Origin of the sequence: Phyllobacterium sp. (assembly GCF_037994425.1) — a bacterium.
In the GTDB taxonomy this organism is placed as follows: Bacteria; Pseudomonadota; Alphaproteobacteria; order Rhizobiales; family Rhizobiaceae; genus Phyllobacterium.
In genome coordinates this window covers 1-17,191 of record NZ_JBBNAM010000164.1, presented here as the reverse complement: position 1 = coordinate 17,191, position 17,191 = coordinate 1, and the positions used below count along the sequence as shown (strand labels likewise).

The window sequence follows — 17,191 nt, the reverse complement described above, 5'->3', positions numbered from 1 at the left end:
CGCTAACCCCGGAAGTGAAATGATCCGTTCGACCCTGTCTTTTCCTTTTCGCGCCAGGTTTGCACGGATGATCGCAGTATTGGCCACAGCCATCGCGATCGCCACTACGGCCGGTGCTTGGGCGCGTGCTGATGAAAAGATCACCAATCCGATTGCTGTCTTCTCCGGTCTCGACAAGATTACCGGCCGCATCACGACTTTTGATGTCTATATCGGCGAAACCGTGCAATTCGGGGCGCTGCAGCTGACACCGCGCGTCTGCTATACGCGTCCGGATACGGAAGCCCCGAAAACAGATACTTTTGTCGAGGTCGATGAGATCACGCTCGACCGCAAGATCAGGCGAATTTTTTCCGGCTGGATGTTTGCCGATAGCCCGGGCCTCAATGCCGTCGAGCATCCCGTGTATGACGTGTGGCTAAAAAGCTGCAAGCAGAAGTCCGACGTCCCGGCGCCAGCAAAGAGCTAATCCAGTCCCTGCTTGAATAGAAGTCATTTCGACCGGCCGACACCGCTGGGCGGTCTGTCGGCCGGTCGATCGGCTTGAGTTACATCGGTTTCGGGCAGTTGACCATCCACGGCGTGCCGTATTTGTCGGTGAACATCGCAAAGCGCTGTGCCCAGGACGTTTCGCCAAGCGGCATCATCGTGTTTTGCGCGTCTTTCGACAGCGCTCCGTAAATGCGCTCCGCTTCCTCGGGCGTATCGACATTGATGGCGACTGTCATGCCCTGCGCCTTCTGGAAGTACGGTGGCGGTGCATCCGACCCCATCAAGACATTGTCACCGATATGCATCGTCGTATGCATGATGTTCTTGGCCAACTCCTTCGGCATGTCGCCACCCTCGGGCATTTCGTCGAAGCGGATCATCGCTTCGATCTTGCCGCCGAGCACGCCCGCGTAGAAGTTGAAGGCCTCTTCGCATTTTCCGTCAAAGTTCAGATATGCATTAATCTTCACGACAATTCTCCTTGTTCGTCGGGTTGTTCCTTCCCTATGACGAACGAGTGCGCGCCAGATCGACATTGCGATCAAAAAAATATTGGCGCGGCATTCGCCCGGCCAACACCTCTATGCCCACTATGTGGAGGAGGGATGTCGTGTCAGAATTCCGCGGGCTGCGCCAAGGCGTTCTCAAGCATCTTCTGGTATTGGCGGCGCGGCACTTCGACTGCCCCGAACGTTTCAAGGTGGTTCGTGGTGAATTGGGTATCGAGAAGTGTGAAGCCTTTTTCGATGAGATGGCCGACGAGATGGACGAGGCAGACTTTCGACGCATCGCGTTCGCGCGAAAACATGCTTTCGCCAAAGAATGCCGATCCAAGGGCAATGCCGTAAAGCCCACCGACAAGTTGGTTTTCATGCCAGGCCTCGACCGTATGACAATAGCCAAGCTCGAAGAGCTTGCCATAGGCCTCGCGAATGGGCCTGTTGATCCAGGTACGCGAGCGTTCGCCTGATCCGCTGGCGCATCCGTCGATGACACCAGTGAAATCAGTGTCAAACCGGATGTCGAAACGGCTTTTGCGCACCGTCTTGCGCAGACTGCGTGAAACGTGGAAATTCTCGAAGGGAATGATGCCGCGTTTTTCCGGGCGAACCCAGAATATCTCCGGATTGTCGGCCTCTTCGGCCATCGGAAAGACCCCGGTCGCGTAGGCGCGCAATAGCAACGCGGGGTCGATTTTATAAGCTTCTACCGGGTTCTTGCCCGTCATGCCTCTTCTTCTACGGTGTCTCCGGCCAGATATTTCTCCAGCCAGTGAATGTCATAGTCGCCATTGGCGATATCAGGATTGTTAATCAGATCCTGGAAGAGGGGAAGTGTTGTCTTGATACCGTCGACGACGAATTCATCAAGGGCCCTGCGCAGGCGCATCATGCATTCCACGCGGTTGCGGCCATGAACGATGAGCTTGCCGATGAGGCTGTCGTAGTAGGGCGGGATCTTATAGCCAGAATAGACGCCTGAATCGACGCGAATGCCGAGACCGCCCGGCGTATGGAAATGGGTGATCTTGCCCGGCGATGGGGTGAAGGTGCGCGGATCTTCCGCATTGATGCGGCATTCGATTGCATGGCCGGAGAACCGGATATCCTGCTGCGTTACCGAAAGTCCGCCGCCTGAAGCAACGCGAATCTGCTCGTGCACGAGGTCGATGCCGGTGATGGCTTCGGTCACTGGATGCTCGACCTGGAGGCGTGTATTCATTTCGATGAAATAGAACTCGCCGTTCTCGTAGAGGAATTCGATCGTGCCGGCGCCCCGATAGCCCATATCGGCCATGGCGTTGGCGCAGATCATGCCGATCCGCTCGCGTTCGTCGGAATTCAGGGCTGGCGAGTTGGCCTCTTCCCAGACCTTCTGATGCCGGCGCTGCAAGGAGCAATCGCGTTCGCCAAGATGGACCGCCTTGCCGTTGCCATCCCCCATGATCTGGACTTCGATGTGGCGCGGCTTCTGCAGATACTTTTCTATATAGACTGCGTCATCGCCGAAAGCGGCGCCCGCTTCAGTACGCGCAGTGGAAAGCGCCACCGAAAGCTCATCCTCGTTCAATGCCACCTTCATGCCGCGGCCGCCACCTCCGGCAGATGCCTTGATGATGACCGGATAGCCAATCTCCGCAGCGATGCGGGCAGCTTCCTTGTCGTCGGTCACGCCGCCGTCGGAACCCGGGACAACCGGAATACCGAGGCGCTTGGCCGTACGCTTGGCTTCGATCTTGTCGCCCATCACGCGGATATGCGCGCCGGTGGGACCGATGAAGGTGATGTTGTGAGCCTCGAGAATCTCGGCGAACTTGGCGTTTTCCGAAAGAAAGCCGTAGCCCGGGTGAATTGCGTCTGCGCCGGTGATTTCACAGGCGGCGACGATCTGATGAATGTTCAGATAGCTTTCGCGCGAGGGCGGCGGGCCGATGCAAACGCTTTCGTCGGCAAGGCGAACGTGCATGGCATCCGCGTCTGCGGTCGAGTGGACAGCCACCGTCTGGATGCCGAGTTCCTTGCAGGCACGCAGGACGCGCAGGGCAATTTCACCGCGGTTGGCTATGAGAATTTTCTGAAACATCACGCTCTCGATTCACCCTCGGGGTACGACCTTACTCTATCACCACCAGCAACTCGCCATATTCGACGGGCTGGGCATCTGAGACGAGGATGGCAGTGACCGTGCCGGCGCGCGGCGAAGGGATCTGGTTCATCGTCTTCATCGCTTCGATGATGAGGAGCGTCTGGCCTTCCTTTACCTGGGTGCCGACCTGGATGAAGTCGCGAGCGCCTGGAGCTGGAGCAAGATAGACGGTTCCGACCATGGGCGAGGGAATGGCGTTCTTCGAGGGATCGCTTGCCGGCACTGCAGCCGGTGCAGATGCCGCGGGCGCTGCCGCCGGGGCAGTTGCAGGCGCCTGCGCATAGATCGGTTGCGGGGCAGCCGCCTGCACCGTTATCTGGCGCGAAACGCGGATACGAAGGTCGCCCTGCTCGATCTCGATATCGGTGAGGTCCGTATCGTTCAGGATTTCCGCGAGATCGCGGATCATGACCTTGTCGATCCCGGTGGTTCTGTTAGCCATGCTTTTTCAAGCCCCTTATTCTGATTGGCACTGCCTGCTATTGCGGCGCTGCCAGCTTGATGAGTGCGCGCAAGCCCATCAGATAGCCGTCGGCCCCGAAGCCACATATCACCCCTTTGGCCAAAGAGGAAACGTAAGAATGGTGGCGGAACGACTCGCGTGCGTGGATGTTGGAAAGGTGAACTTCCACCAGCGTTACCGATGCCGCCCGGATGGCGTCATGCAGCGCGATGGACGTATGCGTATAGGCGGCGGGATTGATCAACACCAATGCCTTCTGCTCGCCTGCCTCCTGTATCCAGCTGACCAGATCACCCTCATGATTGGACTGGCGGAAAACGATCTCGCAGCCGAGCGCGTCGGCCTCGGCCCGGCACATGGCTTCGATGTCGTCCAATGTCACGGCGCCATAGATACCAGGCTCACGCTTGCCAAGCATGTTGAGGTTTGGGCCGTTGAGGACAAAGATCGTTTGCTTCATGATTACCGGACGGTTCGAAATGCTGGTCCCATATAGACGGCTTATCGGCAAGCGAAAAGCCTGCAAAGTTACGTTATTGCTTGTCCACAACGGGTTTTCGCAGCCAGAAGTAAATATTCAGACCTATTTGTTGCGAATATGGCTGATCCGTTCGGCCAATGCGTCCGCACCGAGGGCGCCGGGAACAACTTCGGTTCCGACAACATAGGAGGGGGTGCCGGTAATGCTGAGGCTGTTTGCAAGGTCATAAGTATCGCGGAAGCTCTGGCTGATCTCGGGTGAGTTCATCTTCTCGCGGATCTGCGCCTCGCTGGCGCCCAGCCTAACGGCGATCGCCATGGCGGAGGCCTCGGTCGCGCGTCCTTCGCCACCGAGCAGGTCGCGGTGGAACTCAAGATACTTCTCGGGCATGACGGCCTTGAATGCCTTGGCGACCATATGGGCACGGGTTGAATCGGCGCCGAGGATCGGGAATTCTTTCATGACGAAGCGCAGGTTCGGGTCGCTCTGCAGCAGTGCGTCCATGTCCGGGAGCGCTTTCTTGCAGTAGCCGCAGTTATAGTCGAAGAATTCGACGATGGTCACATCGCCCTTGGGATTGCCGAAGACCGCGTCATTGGATGACTGGAAGATCTTGTCCTTGTTTTCGCCGATGACCTGGGTCGATGCTTCCTTTTGTGCCGCTTCCTGCTTGGTATTCAAGGCGGTTTGCACCTCGAGCATGACCTCGGGATTATTGATGAGATAGTTCCGCACGATCCCCTCGATCTCGACCCGGTCCGTGGTCGAGGCCGTAACTGCGGTCGTGTCTGGCGCGGAGGCGACCAGACCGGTGGTCCGGCCTGCTTGATAGCCGAGCGCGAGCGCAGCCAGGCCAACGAGGCCAGCAGTTGCGCCAATCAGAGCGACTTTTGCCATTATGGAATATCCTTTTTCAAACTAGGTCCCGTGAGGGATCGAATTGTCGCGTCTCACTTGCGCTTGGCGCTGATAATGTCCTGAGCCTGTATCCACTCGGGCGAGCCGCTTTTCAAGCCACGTTGTGCACGGGTCGCGAAGATTTGAGCGTCCTGGATCTTGCCCGAGTAGTATTTTTCCTCCGCGCTGGCGAGATCGGAACGCGCCATGTCGCCCATCTGGCCATAGGCCTGCGCAAGATAGGCGTATCCCGCCGGGAATTCGCGGTCGCGGCCAATACTTGTCTTGAGTTCGTCGACGGCAATCTTGAGGTTCGTCGGGGTTCCGGTCAACATAAGCGCGCGGCCGTAGCTCATGCGGATCAGGCTCGACTTGCGCGGATCAAGCGTGCTGGCTTTCTGGAACGCGGCGGCAGCGTCCTGTACCTTGTTCTGCTTGAGCAGGATTTCGCCCCGCATCTCGTAGAAATAAGGGTTTTTCGGCTGCTCCTTGATGAGCGGGTCGAGTTTCGACAGGGCCGACTGCGCGGAGCCATTCAGATAGGTGGCGATGGCGTCGCCGTAGCGCGCGCCGATGTTCTGCGGGTCCTTGCGGAACGTTTGCTGGACGCTGGCGCCACCGCTGGTATAGGCAGCGATCTTGCCGCGCATCAGGTCGTGCCGTTGTTGTAGAGCGGGGCTGTCCAGCTTGTCGAAATAAGGGCTTGCCCGCGCCAGCGTCTCAAGGTTGGCGATACGTTCGCGCGGCAATGGATGGCTGATGCGGTAGGGATCCATGCGCGTGCCGGTCAGCGCCAGGGCGTTTGAGAAACGCTCGAACGTCGTGAGCATGCCCTTGGCGGATTGGCCAGTCGCGGCAAGGTAGGTGATGGCGGAACGATCCGCAGCCATTTCTTCCGTACGCTGATAGTTGAGGAGGCTACGCATCGCGACTTCCGGAGCGCCCATTGCAAGGCCGGCACCGGCCTTGGACAATCCGCTCGCGCCTGCGGCAGCACCGCCGACGATGGCCCCGACACCGAGAAGGCCCGCCACCACCGCCATGGTCTTGGCGTTGGCCAATTGTTCGCGCAACTTGAATTGATGTCCGCCGGCAAGATGCCCGGTTTCGTGGGCGATCACACCGATGATTTCGTTTGGAGTCTCCGCCTGGAGCAGGGCACCGGTGTTGATGAAGATGCGGCGACCGTCAACGAAGGCGTTGAAACTGCTATTGTTGACGAGGACGACCTTGATCGCGCGCTTGCCAAGCCCTGCTGCATTGATAATCGGCGTTGCGTAGTCGGTTACGAGCGCTTCAATCTCTGCGTCGCGGACGATCGGCAGCGACTGTGACTGTGCATGCGCAATAACTCCCTGGGCAAGAACCAGGGCCCCCGCGCTCAGGGCCATCAGCGTGGTACGCATCAGGGAAACAATCGTTTGGCATGAATGGCGAATTGTCATCATGGTTCCAAGTGGTATCGAAATCAAAGTTCGAATGATAGGGAGCCATAAAATTCCTCCCCACTTTGTGAAATCGGTTCAATTCGGCGAATCTGCGGCGCAACAAGCAAAATTGCGGCGTTCATAAAGAAAAACCGGCACGAATGCCGGTTGTTCTTGTCTTCATTTCCTGCAGTTACGGCTCAGAAGAAACCCTTCTTCTGCCACCAGCCACGCTTCGGCTGAGCTTCGCCCTCAGTCTTCTTTTCTACATTGACTGTAGACGTGACCACGGGCGTGCTCGGAGGGTTGTCTTGCTTTGGCTCGGCGGGCTCCGGTTCCAACTCAGCGGGCGTTTCGACATCGACCGGCGCAGGTTGTGGTGCAGGCGTTGCTTCGGGAGCGACAGCCTCTTCCACATTCGCTTTCTTCGTCGATTTCCGTGGCGCGCGCTTCGGCTTGGCCGGGGCTTCGGTCACGACACCTGCCGGTTCAGCAGCAGCTTCCACGGTTTCGGTAGCTGCCTTGGCCCGCGACTTGCGCTTCGCCGGCTTCTTCACCGGCTGTTCCTCCACGGCCGCGACTGCATCTTCGACAGGTTCAGCAAGGGGGGCCGCGATCGGAGCGAGTATTGAGGCCACTTCGCCCTCGTCAGCGATCGTCTCGACGGTCTTTGCCTTGGTAAAATCCGGTAGCGGGATCGATACGAATACTGGCTCCGCGTCGGGCACTGCCTTCACTACGGGACGGGCATCGCCATCCTCGCCGTCGCGCCGGTTTTTGCGGCCGCCGCGACGACCGCGCCGACGCTTCTTGCGCCGTTCGTTTTCGTCCTCACGCGCCTTCTTTGCCGCAGCATCCTCGCCAGGAACAGGTGGTTGATCGGCATCGTCCGCGTCATCATCGCTTCGAACCGTCTGACCTGGCTCGCCGGCAGAAGCTTCCTGGCGATCACGTCCACCACGCCGCCGGCGCTTGCGTCGGCGCTTGCGCGATCCTTCGTCGCTGTCGCCCCGCGCGCTTTCCGAGGTTTGAACGTCATCGTTTTCATCGCTTTCGTCGACTGCGATGTCAGTCTCGTCGAAATCATCGGCGATACCAAGTGTCGGCGTCTCTGCCAACGGAACGATCGGACCGAGGGCGATCGAACCCTTGTCAATGGCAAAATGCTGCGCTCCGACGCTGTCATCGGCCTCGATGCTGATCGTCAGGCCGAAGCGAGTCTCGAGATCGCCGAGGTTCTGGCGCTTGTGATTGAGCACGTAGAGGGCTGTCGGTACGGTCGTGCGAACGATGATGTTGTTCTGCGAATGGCGCAGAAGATATTCCTCGATCGAGCGCATGACATGCAGGGCGATGGACGATGCCGAGCGCACGTGGCCCGTGCCTCCACACATTGCGCATACCTGTGTGGTGCTTTCTAGGACGCTGGCGCGGATGCGCTGGCGCGACATTTCCAGAAGTCCGAAATGCGAAATCCGGCCGACCTGGATACGCGCACGGTCATCCTTGAGACAATCCTTCAACCGCTTCTCAACTGCGCGGTTGTTGCGATTCTCTTCCATGTCGATGAAGTCGATGACGATGAGCCCGGCGAGGTCGCGCAGGCGCAACTGCCGCGCTACTTCCTCGGCCGCCTCGAGATTCGTCTGCAAAGCAGTATCTTCGATCGAGTGTTCGCGGGTGGAACGGCCCGAATTGACGTCGATCGCGACCAGCGCTTCGGTCTGGTTGATGATGATATAACCGCCGGATTTCAACGTAACCTGCGGCTGCAGCATACGGTCGAGCTGCGCCTCGATTCCGTTGCGCGCAAAGATGGGCGTCAACTCGCGATAAGGCTGAACGACCTTGGCATGGCTCGGCATGAGCATGCGCATAAAGTCCTTGGCCTCGCGATAGCCATTCTCACCCGCGACCAGAATCTCGGTGATATCCTTGTTGTAAAGGTCACGGATCGAACGCTTGATAAGGCTGCCTTCCTCATAAACCAGAGTCGGTGCCGTGGAGGCGAGGGTGAGGCTGCGGACGTTCTCCCACAAACGCATGAGATATTCGTAGTCGCGCTTGACTTCCGGCTTGGTACGGTTCGCGCCGGCGGTGCGCAGGATTACGCCCATTCCCTTCGGAACTTCGAGGTCCTTGACGATATCCTTGAGGCGCTTGCGGTCCTGTACGCTGGTGATCTTGCGCGAAATGCCGCCACCGCGAGCGGTGTTGGGCATCAAGACGGAATAGCGGCCGGCGAGCGACAAATAGGTGGTGAGCGCGGCGCCCTTGTTGCCGCGTTCTTCCTTGACGACCTGGACCAGCAGGATCTGCCGGCGCTTGACGACGTCCTGGATGTTGTACTGGCGGCGCTGGAAGCGTTGATGCGTCGGCACTTCTTCCATCGCATCTTCGGCACCAACCGACTCGACTTCATCGAGCTCGTCGTGCGCATCTTCCTTGTCGTCGCCGGAACGATGACCGGATTTCTTCGAGCGCGGTGCCTCGTCGTCCGAGCCGTTTATTTCTTCCACGTCACTTTCAATGACGACAGCTTCAGAAATCACATCAGCTTCGATCGAAGCCGCACGCGTCTGGCCACCGGTTTCCTCGGATAGGATTTCGCCCGTATCCTCAGCGGTGACTTCGACGACGGCTTCGTCGTCGGACGAACCCTCGCTGGCGGCGGTGTCTTCTACGTTGTCGTCGGCAGAGGCCTCAAGCTTCGATGTTTCCTCGCCAGACCGCGGACCGCGACGGCCGCGCCGGCGATTGCGTGAACTGCGATCGTTGCGGTCGCGGCTGCGCTGCTCGCTCGCGTGTTCCTCGTGATCTTCGTCCTGGCTCGCCGCTTCCGCTTCCGCTTCAATCAGCGCCTGGCGGTCCGCGACCGGAATCTGATAGTAATCAGGATGGATTTCGCTGAATGCGAGGAAGCCGTGCCGATTGCCGCCATACTCGACGAAAGCAGCTTGAAGGGATGGTTCTACGCGCGTTACGCGCGCCAGATAGATATTGCCTTTGATCTGTTTCTTGTGTTCCGACTCAAAGTCAAATTCTTCAATCCGGTTGCCGCGAACCACGACAACCCGTGTTTCCTCCTGGTGGGAGGCGTCGATAAGCATCTTGTCCGACATTATAGTTCTTCTCCCCGGCTGCAACGCTCTCAACGCGAGACAGCCCGGATACCCGTAAGGTATCTGGAACCGCGCCTTGACGTCTGCCGGATATATTAAAGTTCGCAGAAACAGACAGACGCGGCATCGCGCGGACCTGCCTTGGGGCAGCCGCGGCTTGTAAGCCGGTTATGGTCACATCTGTACCAAACATTGTTGTTCCTGACGAAACGACCTCACGAATGGCACGCTTTTCAGCTGTGCCGCCACTGTTAACACCCCGCGAGGGGCTGGCTCGATGCGCCTTGTCTGCGCGATCTGCCGTTCACAAAGCGCTGCCGACAATCCCTGTCCGCGCGCGCCAAATCCCTTTATCGGTTACCTACAGCGAAGTTTCGCCATCGCCGCGCCATGTCTATGCCCCGTCTGTCTCCCCAGCATTTGCGGTGACATCGAAGAGCCTGATTCCGGAGGGCGGAAAGTAACTCGTCTTTGCTTTTAGGAGGTGTGTCGCTTAATGACAAGGGCTTCTTCATAATCGTGTCATCAACAGGTATGACCAAATAACCTTGAATAAGAGATTATTAACCATGGCTCCTTACTTAATAGTCATAGATAATGGGTCCTGAGCAGACTTCCAGTGCGTGCTTGGTCGACAGAAATGTGTTTGCGGGAATTGCCTGCCCGTTCAATTTCAAAGGTGTGAACGTGTTCCGTCGGATAATCATGGCTGCATTCCTTGGCCTTGTTGTTTTCTTGCAAGGGGGCACTTTCACGCATGCGGCGGGTGATCTGGCGGCTCTGACTTATCAGGCCGCCGGCGACGAGCTTCGCACACGCGTTGTCATCAATTTCGACCAGGAGCCCGATGTATCGACCATGTTGCTCGGCGATCCGCACCGCCTGGCAATTGATCTTCCGAAGACGGTTTTTGCCTTCGACAAAAAGTCGACTGAGCCGCGCGGTCTCATTACCGATGTCCGTTATGGAATGATCGACGATACGCGCTCGCGACTGATCTTTACGCTGAAGGGTCCTTTCGCGGTCGAGCGGATCGATGTTATCAAGAACGATACCAGTCCTGGCTACCGGATGGTCGCCGATCTTGTCGCGTCTTCCGATCGTGCATTCACGGAAGCACTGAAGACGCAGAACCAGACCACAGCTTCTACCACCTCCGCACCTAAAGGTGATCGGGTGGCCAATGCGGCTCCAGAAGACCTGAGCAAGGCGCCGAAGCCTTTCACGGTCGTTGTCGATGCGGGCCATGGTGGCATTGACAGTGGTGCGGAGAGTTCCGGCGGAAGCCTTGAGAAGAATGTGACACTGCTGTTCGCGCAGCAGTTGAGAGACGAACTACAGAAACTCCCCGGCATCCGCGTCGAGATGACCCGCAATGACGACACGTTCCTGCGCCTGTCGGAACGCGTGCGTATTGCCCGCCAGTACGAGGCGGACCTGTTCATCTCGATCCACGCCGACACAATCAACCGCGGAAGTATTCGCGGCGCGACGGTCTACACCGTTTCCGACAGGGCCTCCGATGCGGATTCGCGCGCCATGGCCGACCGTGAAAACCGGGCAGACGCCGTGGCCGGCATTGCCTTCGACAATGAGGCGCCGGAAATTGCCGACATCCTGATGGACCTGACGCGGCGGGAGACCCACAACTTCTCGCTGAACTTCGCCAAGACAGTGGTGAAATCTCTCAAGAAGGATGTGAACATGATCAATAACCCGCACCGCTTCGCCGGCTTCCAAGTGCTGCGTGCGCCGGATGTGCCGTCCGTGCTGGTTGAAATCGGATATCTCTCCAATCAGGAAGACGAAAAACTCATGCTTGACCCGGCGTGGCGGACGCACGTCGCCGAACGCCTCGCCACGGCAGTCGGCGAGTTTGCCGGGATGAAGACAGCGGGTGCGCTCAACTAAAAGTTCTACACGTTAAGGTTGTACTGAAAATTCATACGCCCATGCGTTGCCGAAACTCCACATTTGGTATTTAAATTGTTAAGGCGAACGGGTTTTCCTTGCCTTTGTCACATTTGTCGATCAATGGCATCGACGAGCTTTCGGCGTTGCACCAAGCGCATGCCGAACTTGGTCTGGCCTTCATAGCGGCCATTCCTGCATCGCAATCTGCATGGATCGAAAGCGCGCTTTGATTTTACGTGCCAATTGGTGAAACGGGTTCCGGATACTTATGATACGCTTGATCGGATATTTCTTCGGAATCGGCACAGTCATGGCGCTGATTGCCGCTGCAGGTGCGGCGGTCTACGTCGTCAGTATCTCCAAGGACCTACCCGACTATGAAGTTCTGGCAAAGTATGAACCGCCGGTCATGACCCGCGTTCATGCGTCGGACGGCCAACTTATGGCGGAATTTGCGCGCGAACGGCGGCTCTATCTGCCGATCCAGGCAGTGCCCGACCGGGTAAAGGCCGCATTCATTTCAGCCGAAGACAAGAACTTCTATCAGCATCCCGGCGTCGATATCGGCGGTCTGTTCCGTGCCGTGATCACCAATATCCAGAACTATGGCACGCGCCGTCCAGTGGGTGCTTCGACGATTACGCAGCAGGTTGCGAAGAACTTCCTTCTGAGCAATGACCAGACGATCGGGCGCAAGGTAAAGGAAGCGATCCTTTCATTCCGCATCGAGCAAGCCTATTCGAAGGATCGCATCCTCGAACTCTACCTTAACGAGATTTTCTTCGGCCTCAATTCCTACGGCATCGCTGGTGCGGCCCTGACCTATTTCAACAAGTCGGTAAACGAGTTGACGGTGGCTGAAGCCGCTTATCTTGCAGCCCTTCCGAAGGGGCCTTCCAACTATCACCCGTTCCGCCAGCCGGAACGTGCGGTGGAGCGGCGCAACTGGGTTATCGACCGCATGGCCGAGAACGGCTACGTGACGATGGAGGAAGCAAAAGAGGCGAAGGCCGAGCCGCTCGGCGTGACGCCGCGCCATACCGGCAATTATCTCTTTGCCTCGGAGTATTTCAGCGAAGAGGTTCGCCGTCAGATTATCGCCAAATATGGCGAGAATGCCCTTTACGAGGGAGGCCTATCGGTACGCACTACGCTCGATCCCAAGATGCAGGTCATGGCGCGCACTGCCCTTCAGCATGGCCTCTTCAAGTACGACGAGGCGCGCGGCTATCGCGGCGCCTACAAGACGATTTCGACCAATGGTGATTGGGGTATTCCTCTCTCGGAGGTCAAGGCTTTCTCGGATGTGCCGGAGTGGCGGCTCGCCGTCATTCTTGAAGTGACGCCGGAACAGGCCGTCATCGGATTGCAGCCCGAGCGTGATTCTTCCGGCAAGATCGTTGGCGAACGCAAGAAGGGTACCATCGACGCGGCTGACGCCAAATGGGCATTGAGGCTGCTTACCGATGGCAAGCGCACGTCGGCAAAGTCGCTGGAGGGTGTGTTCAACGTCGGCGACGTGGTTTTTGTGGAAAAGAAAGACGGAAGCGACGACACGTTCCAGTTGCGCCAGGTGCCGAAGATTGCCGGCGGCGCGGTTGCGATGGACCCGCATACCGGACGCGTACTCGCCATGGTGGGCGGCTTCTCCTTCGCCGAATCCGAATTTAACCGCGCGACGCAGGCCATGCGCCAGCCGGGCTCCTCGTTCAAGCCATTCGTCTATTCCGCCGCGCTCGACAATGGCTATACGCCTGCCTCGGTTGTCCTCGACGGCCCAATCTCGATCGACCAGGGCGGAAGCCTCGGAATTTGGGCTCCAAAGAACTATGGCGGAAAGTTCGCCGGTCCATCGACGCTGCGCTACGGCATCGAACAGTCGCGCAACCTGATGACCGTTCGGCTTGCGCAGGACATGGGCATGAAGCTCGTCGCGGAATATGCCGAACGTTTCGGCATCTACGACAAGATGCTGCCGGTTCTCGCCATGGCACTTGGGTCGGGTGAAACAACGGTCCTGCGCATGGTGACGGGTTATTCGATCATCGCCAATGGCGGACGCAAGATCACGCCTTCCATGATCGACCGAATTCAGGACCGCTACGGCAAGACGGTATTCAAGCATGACGAGCGCAAGTGCGAGAACTGCATGGCGACGGACTGGAAGGACCAGACGGAGCCGGAACTTATCGACGACCGCGATCAGGTGCTCGACCCTATGACCGCCTATCAGATCACGTCGATGATGGAAGGCGTGGTTCAGCGCGGTACCGCGACGATCCTCAAGAGCCTCAATCGTCCGATCGCCGGCAAGACCGGCACGACCAATGACGAGAAGGATGCCTGGTTCATCGGCTTCACGCCCGACCTCGTATTCGGCGTCTATCTTGGCTACGATTCGCCGTCGCCGATGGGACATGGTTTTACCGGTAGTGGCCTTGCTGCGCCGGTATTCAAGGAATTTGCCGAGGCGGCGTTGCAGGGTCAGCGTTCCGTCGATTTCCGCGTTCCAGAGGGCATGACGGTGATTCCGATCGACCGCAAGACCGGTATGCGCGCTGCGCCGGATGGCCCGAATGTCATCATGGAAGCATTCAAGCCAGGCACAGGCCCTGCGGACACTTACTCGGTCATCGGCATGGATACCTTCTCGGAAGGTTCGCCGGTCGAGGTGCAATCGCCGAACGTGAACCGGGCCATACAGGGTGGCGGCGGCGGCCTTTTCTGACCGCCTCATCCTCACTATTTCAGGCAGACCTGAAGACTTTACATCGTGCGGACCAGCAAATATGGTCCGCCGAAATTTGAGCATAGAGAAGGAACGGATAGCCAATGCGCGCCGAAATCGAGACGCTGGTCGACGAGATCAAGCAGGCCATAAGCCTGCTGAGGAGGCATCTTTGACTGGGATGTTTCCATCAAACGCCTGGGCTATCTGAACCAGCTTGCTGAAGATCCGTCGCTGTGGAATGACGCGCAGGAAGCACAGAAGCTCATGCGCGAGCGCCAACAGCTGGAAGACGGAATCAACTCGATCCGCACCCTCAGCCAGTCGCTGGAAGACAATGTCGAACTCATCGCCATGGGCGACGAGGAGGGCGACGCGTCTATCGTCGAAGAGGCCGAAGCCGCCATCCGCAGTATCAAGCAGGAGGTGGATCGCCGCCAGATCGATACGTTGCTTTCCGGCGAAGCGGATGCCAATGACACCTATCTCGAAGTCCACTCGGGCGCTGGCGGCACCGAGAGCCAGGACTGGGCCAACATGCTCCTGCGCATGTATACGCGCTGGGCCGAGCGCAAGGGCATGAAGGTCGAACTTCTCGAGGTGCACTACGGCGAAGAAGCGGGCATCAAATCCGCGACGATCCTCGTCAAGGGTCACAACGCCTATGGCTTCATGAAGACCGAGTCCGGTGTGCACCGGCTGGTGCGCATTTCGCCCTATGACTCAAATGCCCGCCGGCATACATCGTTTTCCAGCATCTGGGTCTACCCGGTCGTCGACGATAATATCGACATCGACGTCAACGAATCCGAAGTCCGCATCGATACCTATCGTGCTTCGGGCGCGGGCGGTCAGCACGTCAACACGACGGACTCGGCCGTGCGTATCACCCACATCCCGACCGGCATCGTTGTGCAATGTCAGGCGGAGCGTTCGCAGCACAAGAACCGGGCAACGGCCTGGTCGATGCTGAGGGCGCGCCTCTACGAGGCCGAACTTGAAAAGCGCGAAGAGGCCGCGAACGCGATCTCCGCTTCAAAAACCGATATCGGTTGGGGGCATCAGATCCGTTCGTACGTGCTCCAGCCATACCAGCTGGTGAAGGACCTGCGCACCGGCGTTGAAAGCACAAGCCCGCAGGACGTGCTGGACGGTGATGTCGATGAGTTCATGGAAGCCGCGTTGGCCCACCGGGTTCATGGCTCGGACATGGTGGTCGAGGATATTGCCTGATCTCGGATAGGGCCATCGTGCCGCGATCTAGAGTTCTGCTTTGACCTTGCGGCCGATCGCCAGGAAGCTGACCGGGTCGACGGGGTTGCCGTTTCTGCGAACTTCGTAATGCAGATGCGGGCCGGTCGAGCGCCCGGTACTGCCGACCTTGCCGAGCACGTCGCCGAGTTTCACATGTTGGCCGGCTTTGACAAGAATCTGGCTCATATGGCCGTATCGTGTCGCAAGGCCATTGCCATGATCGATTTCAACCATATTGCCGTAACCGCCGGTGTATTCAGCCGCCGTCACGGTACCATTCGCCGTGGCGAGAACGGAAGCGCCCGACGTCGCGCGGAAATCCATGCCGGAATGAAAGGCCATCATGCCGATGAGCGGATCTTTGCGCATGCCGAACGTGCTTGAGACCGGCATTCCAGGCGCCGGGTTGGCAATGGGGACCGCCTTTGCGAGCGCTTTTGCGCCTTCAAGGCGTTGCAGCGCATCATTGAGGTCGGCGAGTTTCGTGTCGAACGGGGACACTGGATTGAGGCTGGCGAGAATCAGCGGCCCGCCGGCACCTGCTTTTTCGTCGGTGGCCGTCCGTTTAATTCCCGTCGGGGCAAGAGCATCAAGGATCTTGTCTGCAGTCTCATAGGCCGAATTGGAGAGGGCCTGCATCCGATGGGTTTGCCGCGTTTCAATCGCGGCCAAAGAATGATCGACGGAATCGAGGAGTGCCGCCTTCTTAACCGTGGCTTTCGTTTTGTCGTCAAGCGGTACAGGCTTTTGCGTCGTCGTTGGCCCAGTAATGATTGGGTCGATGCCATAGAATGTATCTGAATCGTCCGACCTGACGACATTGTCGCTATCATTGTCCATGGCGAGGTCTGTCGCCGCTTCGGCCGGCAAGGTGCTGCTGGCGCGCTCAAGCATTGGCGCAAGCTTTTGGTGCTGCTCGCTCAGCCGTTTTTGCCGCTGAACAAGTTCGGCAACCTTTCCCTCCATCAGCTTCCGGTCGAGAAGTTGGCGGCTTGTCACGCGGTCGAGTTGGGTGCGAAGCGCAGCGATCCGATCCTCATAAGCTTGTTGGATCCGCGCCTGCCTGGCAACGCTTCCAGTGATCAGATCGTCGCGAAAAACAAGATAGGACGTAGCTAAAATGTAGGTTCCAGCAAAGCCGAGCGCTAGAGTTCCGCCCAGCAGCGCGGCCCAGGGCTTAACGCTGAAATGGCGGATTGCATCGCCCCGCGCGATGATGATCGTATGAGGTTCCTTGATGGTGCCGAAGATGCTGGAACTCTTGACCTTCTTCATTGCGGCTTTGTCCGTCGATCTGCAGCTGAATTCTTGAAAATCATTACACTCCGTTAGGGTTAACAAATCCTAACGGAGACATGCATTTTTCATTGAAATTTCAACGGAAAAGCGTTCGGATCAGGTTCGCGGAGCCTTTGCCGCTTCGAGTACCTCGGCAGCGTGACCGGGTACCTTGACCTTGTTCCAGACTTTGGCAATTCTTCCATTTGCATCGATGAGGAAGGTCGTTCGTTCAACGCCCATGTATTTGCGGCCGTACATGCTCTTTTCCACCCAAAGCCCATAGGTTTCGATGATCGTCTTGTCTTCATCGGCGACGAGATCGACCTTCAGATCGTGCTTGGTCTTGAACTTGTCGTGTTTCTTGACCGGATCGGGGGACATGCCGATGACTATCGCGCCGATCGCTTCGAACTGCGATCTCAGCGCCGAGAATTCGATCGCTTCCTGGGTGCAGCCGCTGGTGTCATCCTTCGGGTAGAAATAGAG

The 17,191-nt window shown here is 58.0% G+C and carries 14 protein-coding genes; 4 read left to right on the top strand and 10 right to left on the bottom strand.

Annotated features, from left to right (window positions below; translation table 11 throughout):
* Positions 1–19 precede the first annotated feature (19 nt).
* Positions 20–469, top strand: coding sequence for a DUF2155 domain-containing protein (locus AAAB35_RS12280; RefSeq protein ID WP_340668578.1), 450 nt, complete (start codon positions 20–22; stop codon positions 467–469).
* A 79-nt stretch (positions 470–548) separates the two neighbouring features.
* Here AAAB35_RS12280 and AAAB35_RS12275 read toward each other — a convergent pair whose 3' ends face one another.
* The 8 genes from AAAB35_RS12275 to AAAB35_RS12240 all read right to left on the bottom strand — a co-directional run bounded on the left by AAAB35_RS12275 (position 549) and on the right by AAAB35_RS12240 (position 9,528).
* On the bottom strand, positions 549–962 hold the full coding sequence (locus tag AAAB35_RS12275; RefSeq protein WP_340668562.1) for a VOC family protein: 414 nt from the start codon (positions 960–962) through the stop codon (positions 549–551).
* 143 nt (positions 963–1,105) lie between these two features.
* Positions 1,106–1,639 carry a leucyl/phenylalanyl-tRNA--protein transferase gene (aat, locus tag AAAB35_RS12270; RefSeq protein WP_340668577.1) on the bottom strand — a complete coding sequence of 178 codons (534 nt, stop codon included), beginning with the start codon at positions 1,637–1,639 and terminating at the stop codon, positions 1,106–1,108.
* Positions 1,640–1,716: 77 nt separating this feature from the next.
* Positions 1,717–3,075, bottom strand: coding sequence for an acetyl-CoA carboxylase biotin carboxylase subunit (gene accC, locus AAAB35_RS12265; protein ID WP_340668561.1), 1,359 nt, complete (start codon positions 3,073–3,075; stop codon positions 1,717–1,719).
* A 31-nt stretch (positions 3,076–3,106) separates the two neighbouring features.
* Positions 3,107–3,580, bottom strand: a complete 474-nt coding sequence (gene accB / locus AAAB35_RS12260) for an acetyl-CoA carboxylase biotin carboxyl carrier protein (protein WP_340668560.1) — start codon at positions 3,578–3,580, stop codon at positions 3,107–3,109.
* 37 nt (positions 3,581–3,617) lie between these two features.
* A complete protein-coding gene (aroQ, locus tag AAAB35_RS12255) occupies positions 3,618–4,061 on the bottom strand; it encodes a type II 3-dehydroquinate dehydratase (RefSeq protein ID WP_340668559.1) in 444 nt (147 codons plus the stop codon).
* A 123-nt stretch (positions 4,062–4,184) separates the two neighbouring features.
* Positions 4,185–4,979: a DsbA family protein gene (locus tag AAAB35_RS12250; RefSeq protein ID WP_340668558.1), complete on the bottom strand. Its 795-nt coding sequence runs from the start codon at positions 4,977–4,979 to the stop codon at positions 4,185–4,187.
* 53 nt (positions 4,980–5,032) lie between these two features.
* Positions 5,033–6,385 carry a M48 family metalloprotease gene (locus AAAB35_RS12245; RefSeq protein WP_340668557.1) on the bottom strand — a complete coding sequence of 451 codons (1,353 nt, stop codon included), beginning with the start codon at positions 6,383–6,385 and terminating at the stop codon, positions 5,033–5,035.
* Between the two features lie 221 nt (positions 6,386–6,606).
* Positions 6,607–9,528: an Rne/Rng family ribonuclease gene (locus AAAB35_RS12240; protein ID WP_340668556.1), complete on the bottom strand. Its 2,922-nt coding sequence runs from the start codon at positions 9,526–9,528 to the stop codon at positions 6,607–6,609.
* 705 nt (positions 9,529–10,233) lie between these two features.
* Here AAAB35_RS12240 and AAAB35_RS12235 point away from each other — a divergent pair.
* The 3 genes from AAAB35_RS12235 (at position 10,234) to prfB (ending at position 15,403) form a co-directional block, all read left to right on the top strand.
* Positions 10,234–11,439: an N-acetylmuramoyl-L-alanine amidase gene (locus tag AAAB35_RS12235; protein WP_340668555.1), complete on the top strand. Its 1,206-nt coding sequence runs from the start codon at positions 10,234–10,236 to the stop codon at positions 11,437–11,439.
* Positions 11,440–11,710: 271 nt separating this feature from the next.
* On the top strand, positions 11,711–14,170 hold the full coding sequence (locus AAAB35_RS12230; protein WP_340668554.1) for a penicillin-binding protein 1A: 2,460 nt from the start codon (positions 11,711–11,713) through the stop codon (positions 14,168–14,170).
* 104 nt (positions 14,171–14,274) lie between these two features.
* Positions 14,275–15,403, top strand: a protein-coding gene (prfB, locus tag AAAB35_RS12225) for a peptide chain release factor 2 (RefSeq protein ID WP_340668553.1) whose coding sequence is annotated in 2 segments (ribosomal slippage) — positions 14,275–14,343 and positions 14,345–15,403 — 1,128 coding nt in all. Because the reading frame shifts where the segments join, the coding sequence is not laid out codon by codon here.
* A 27-nt stretch (positions 15,404–15,430) separates the two neighbouring features.
* Here prfB and AAAB35_RS12220 read toward each other — a convergent pair.
* Positions 15,431–16,699, bottom strand: coding sequence for a M23 family metallopeptidase (locus AAAB35_RS12220; protein ID WP_340668552.1), 1,269 nt, complete (start codon positions 16,697–16,699; stop codon positions 15,431–15,433).
* 120 nt (positions 16,700–16,819) lie between these two features.
* A partial coding sequence (locus AAAB35_RS12215; protein WP_340668551.1) for a peroxiredoxin occupies positions 16,820–17,191 on the bottom strand: 372 nt, incomplete at its 5' end.

What these genes read in the sequence shown, in the direction of transcription:
- AAAB35_RS12280 (WP_340668578.1), top strand. Translation starts at nt 20, where the DNA reads ATGATCCGTTCGACCCTGTCTTTTCCTTTTCGCGCCAGGTTTGCACGG.
- aat (WP_340668577.1), bottom strand. Translation starts at nt 1,639, where the DNA reads ATGGCCGAAGAGGCCGACAATCCGGAGATATTCTGGGTTCGCCCGGAA.
- accC (WP_340668561.1), bottom strand. Translation starts at nt 3,075, where the DNA reads ATGTTTCAGAAAATTCTCATAGCCAACCGCGGTGAAATTGCCCTGCGC.
- accB (WP_340668560.1), bottom strand. Translation starts at nt 3,580, where the DNA reads ATGGCTAACAGAACCACCGGGATCGACAAGGTCATGATCCGCGATCTC.
- aroQ (WP_340668559.1), bottom strand. Translation starts at nt 4,061, where the DNA reads ATGAAGCAAACGATCTTTGTCCTCAACGGCCCAAACCTCAACATGCTT.
- AAAB35_RS12250 (WP_340668558.1), bottom strand. Translation starts at nt 4,979, where the DNA reads ATGGCAAAAGTCGCTCTGATTGGCGCAACTGCTGGCCTCGTTGGCCTG.
- AAAB35_RS12245 (WP_340668557.1), bottom strand. Translation starts at nt 6,385, where the DNA reads ATGCGTACCACGCTGATGGCCCTGAGCGCGGGGGCCCTGGTTCTTGCC.
- AAAB35_RS12240 (WP_340668556.1), bottom strand. Translation starts at nt 9,528, where the DNA reads ATGTCGGACAAGATGCTTATCGACGCCTCCCACCAGGAGGAAACACGG.
- AAAB35_RS12235 (WP_340668555.1), top strand. Translation starts at nt 10,234, where the DNA reads ATGGCTGCATTCCTTGGCCTTGTTGTTTTCTTGCAAGGGGGCACTTTC.
- AAAB35_RS12230 (WP_340668554.1), top strand. Translation starts at nt 11,711, where the DNA reads ATGATACGCTTGATCGGATATTTCTTCGGAATCGGCACAGTCATGGCG.
- AAAB35_RS12220 (WP_340668552.1), bottom strand. Translation starts at nt 16,699, where the DNA reads ATGAAGAAGGTCAAGAGTTCCAGCATCTTCGGCACCATCAAGGAACCT.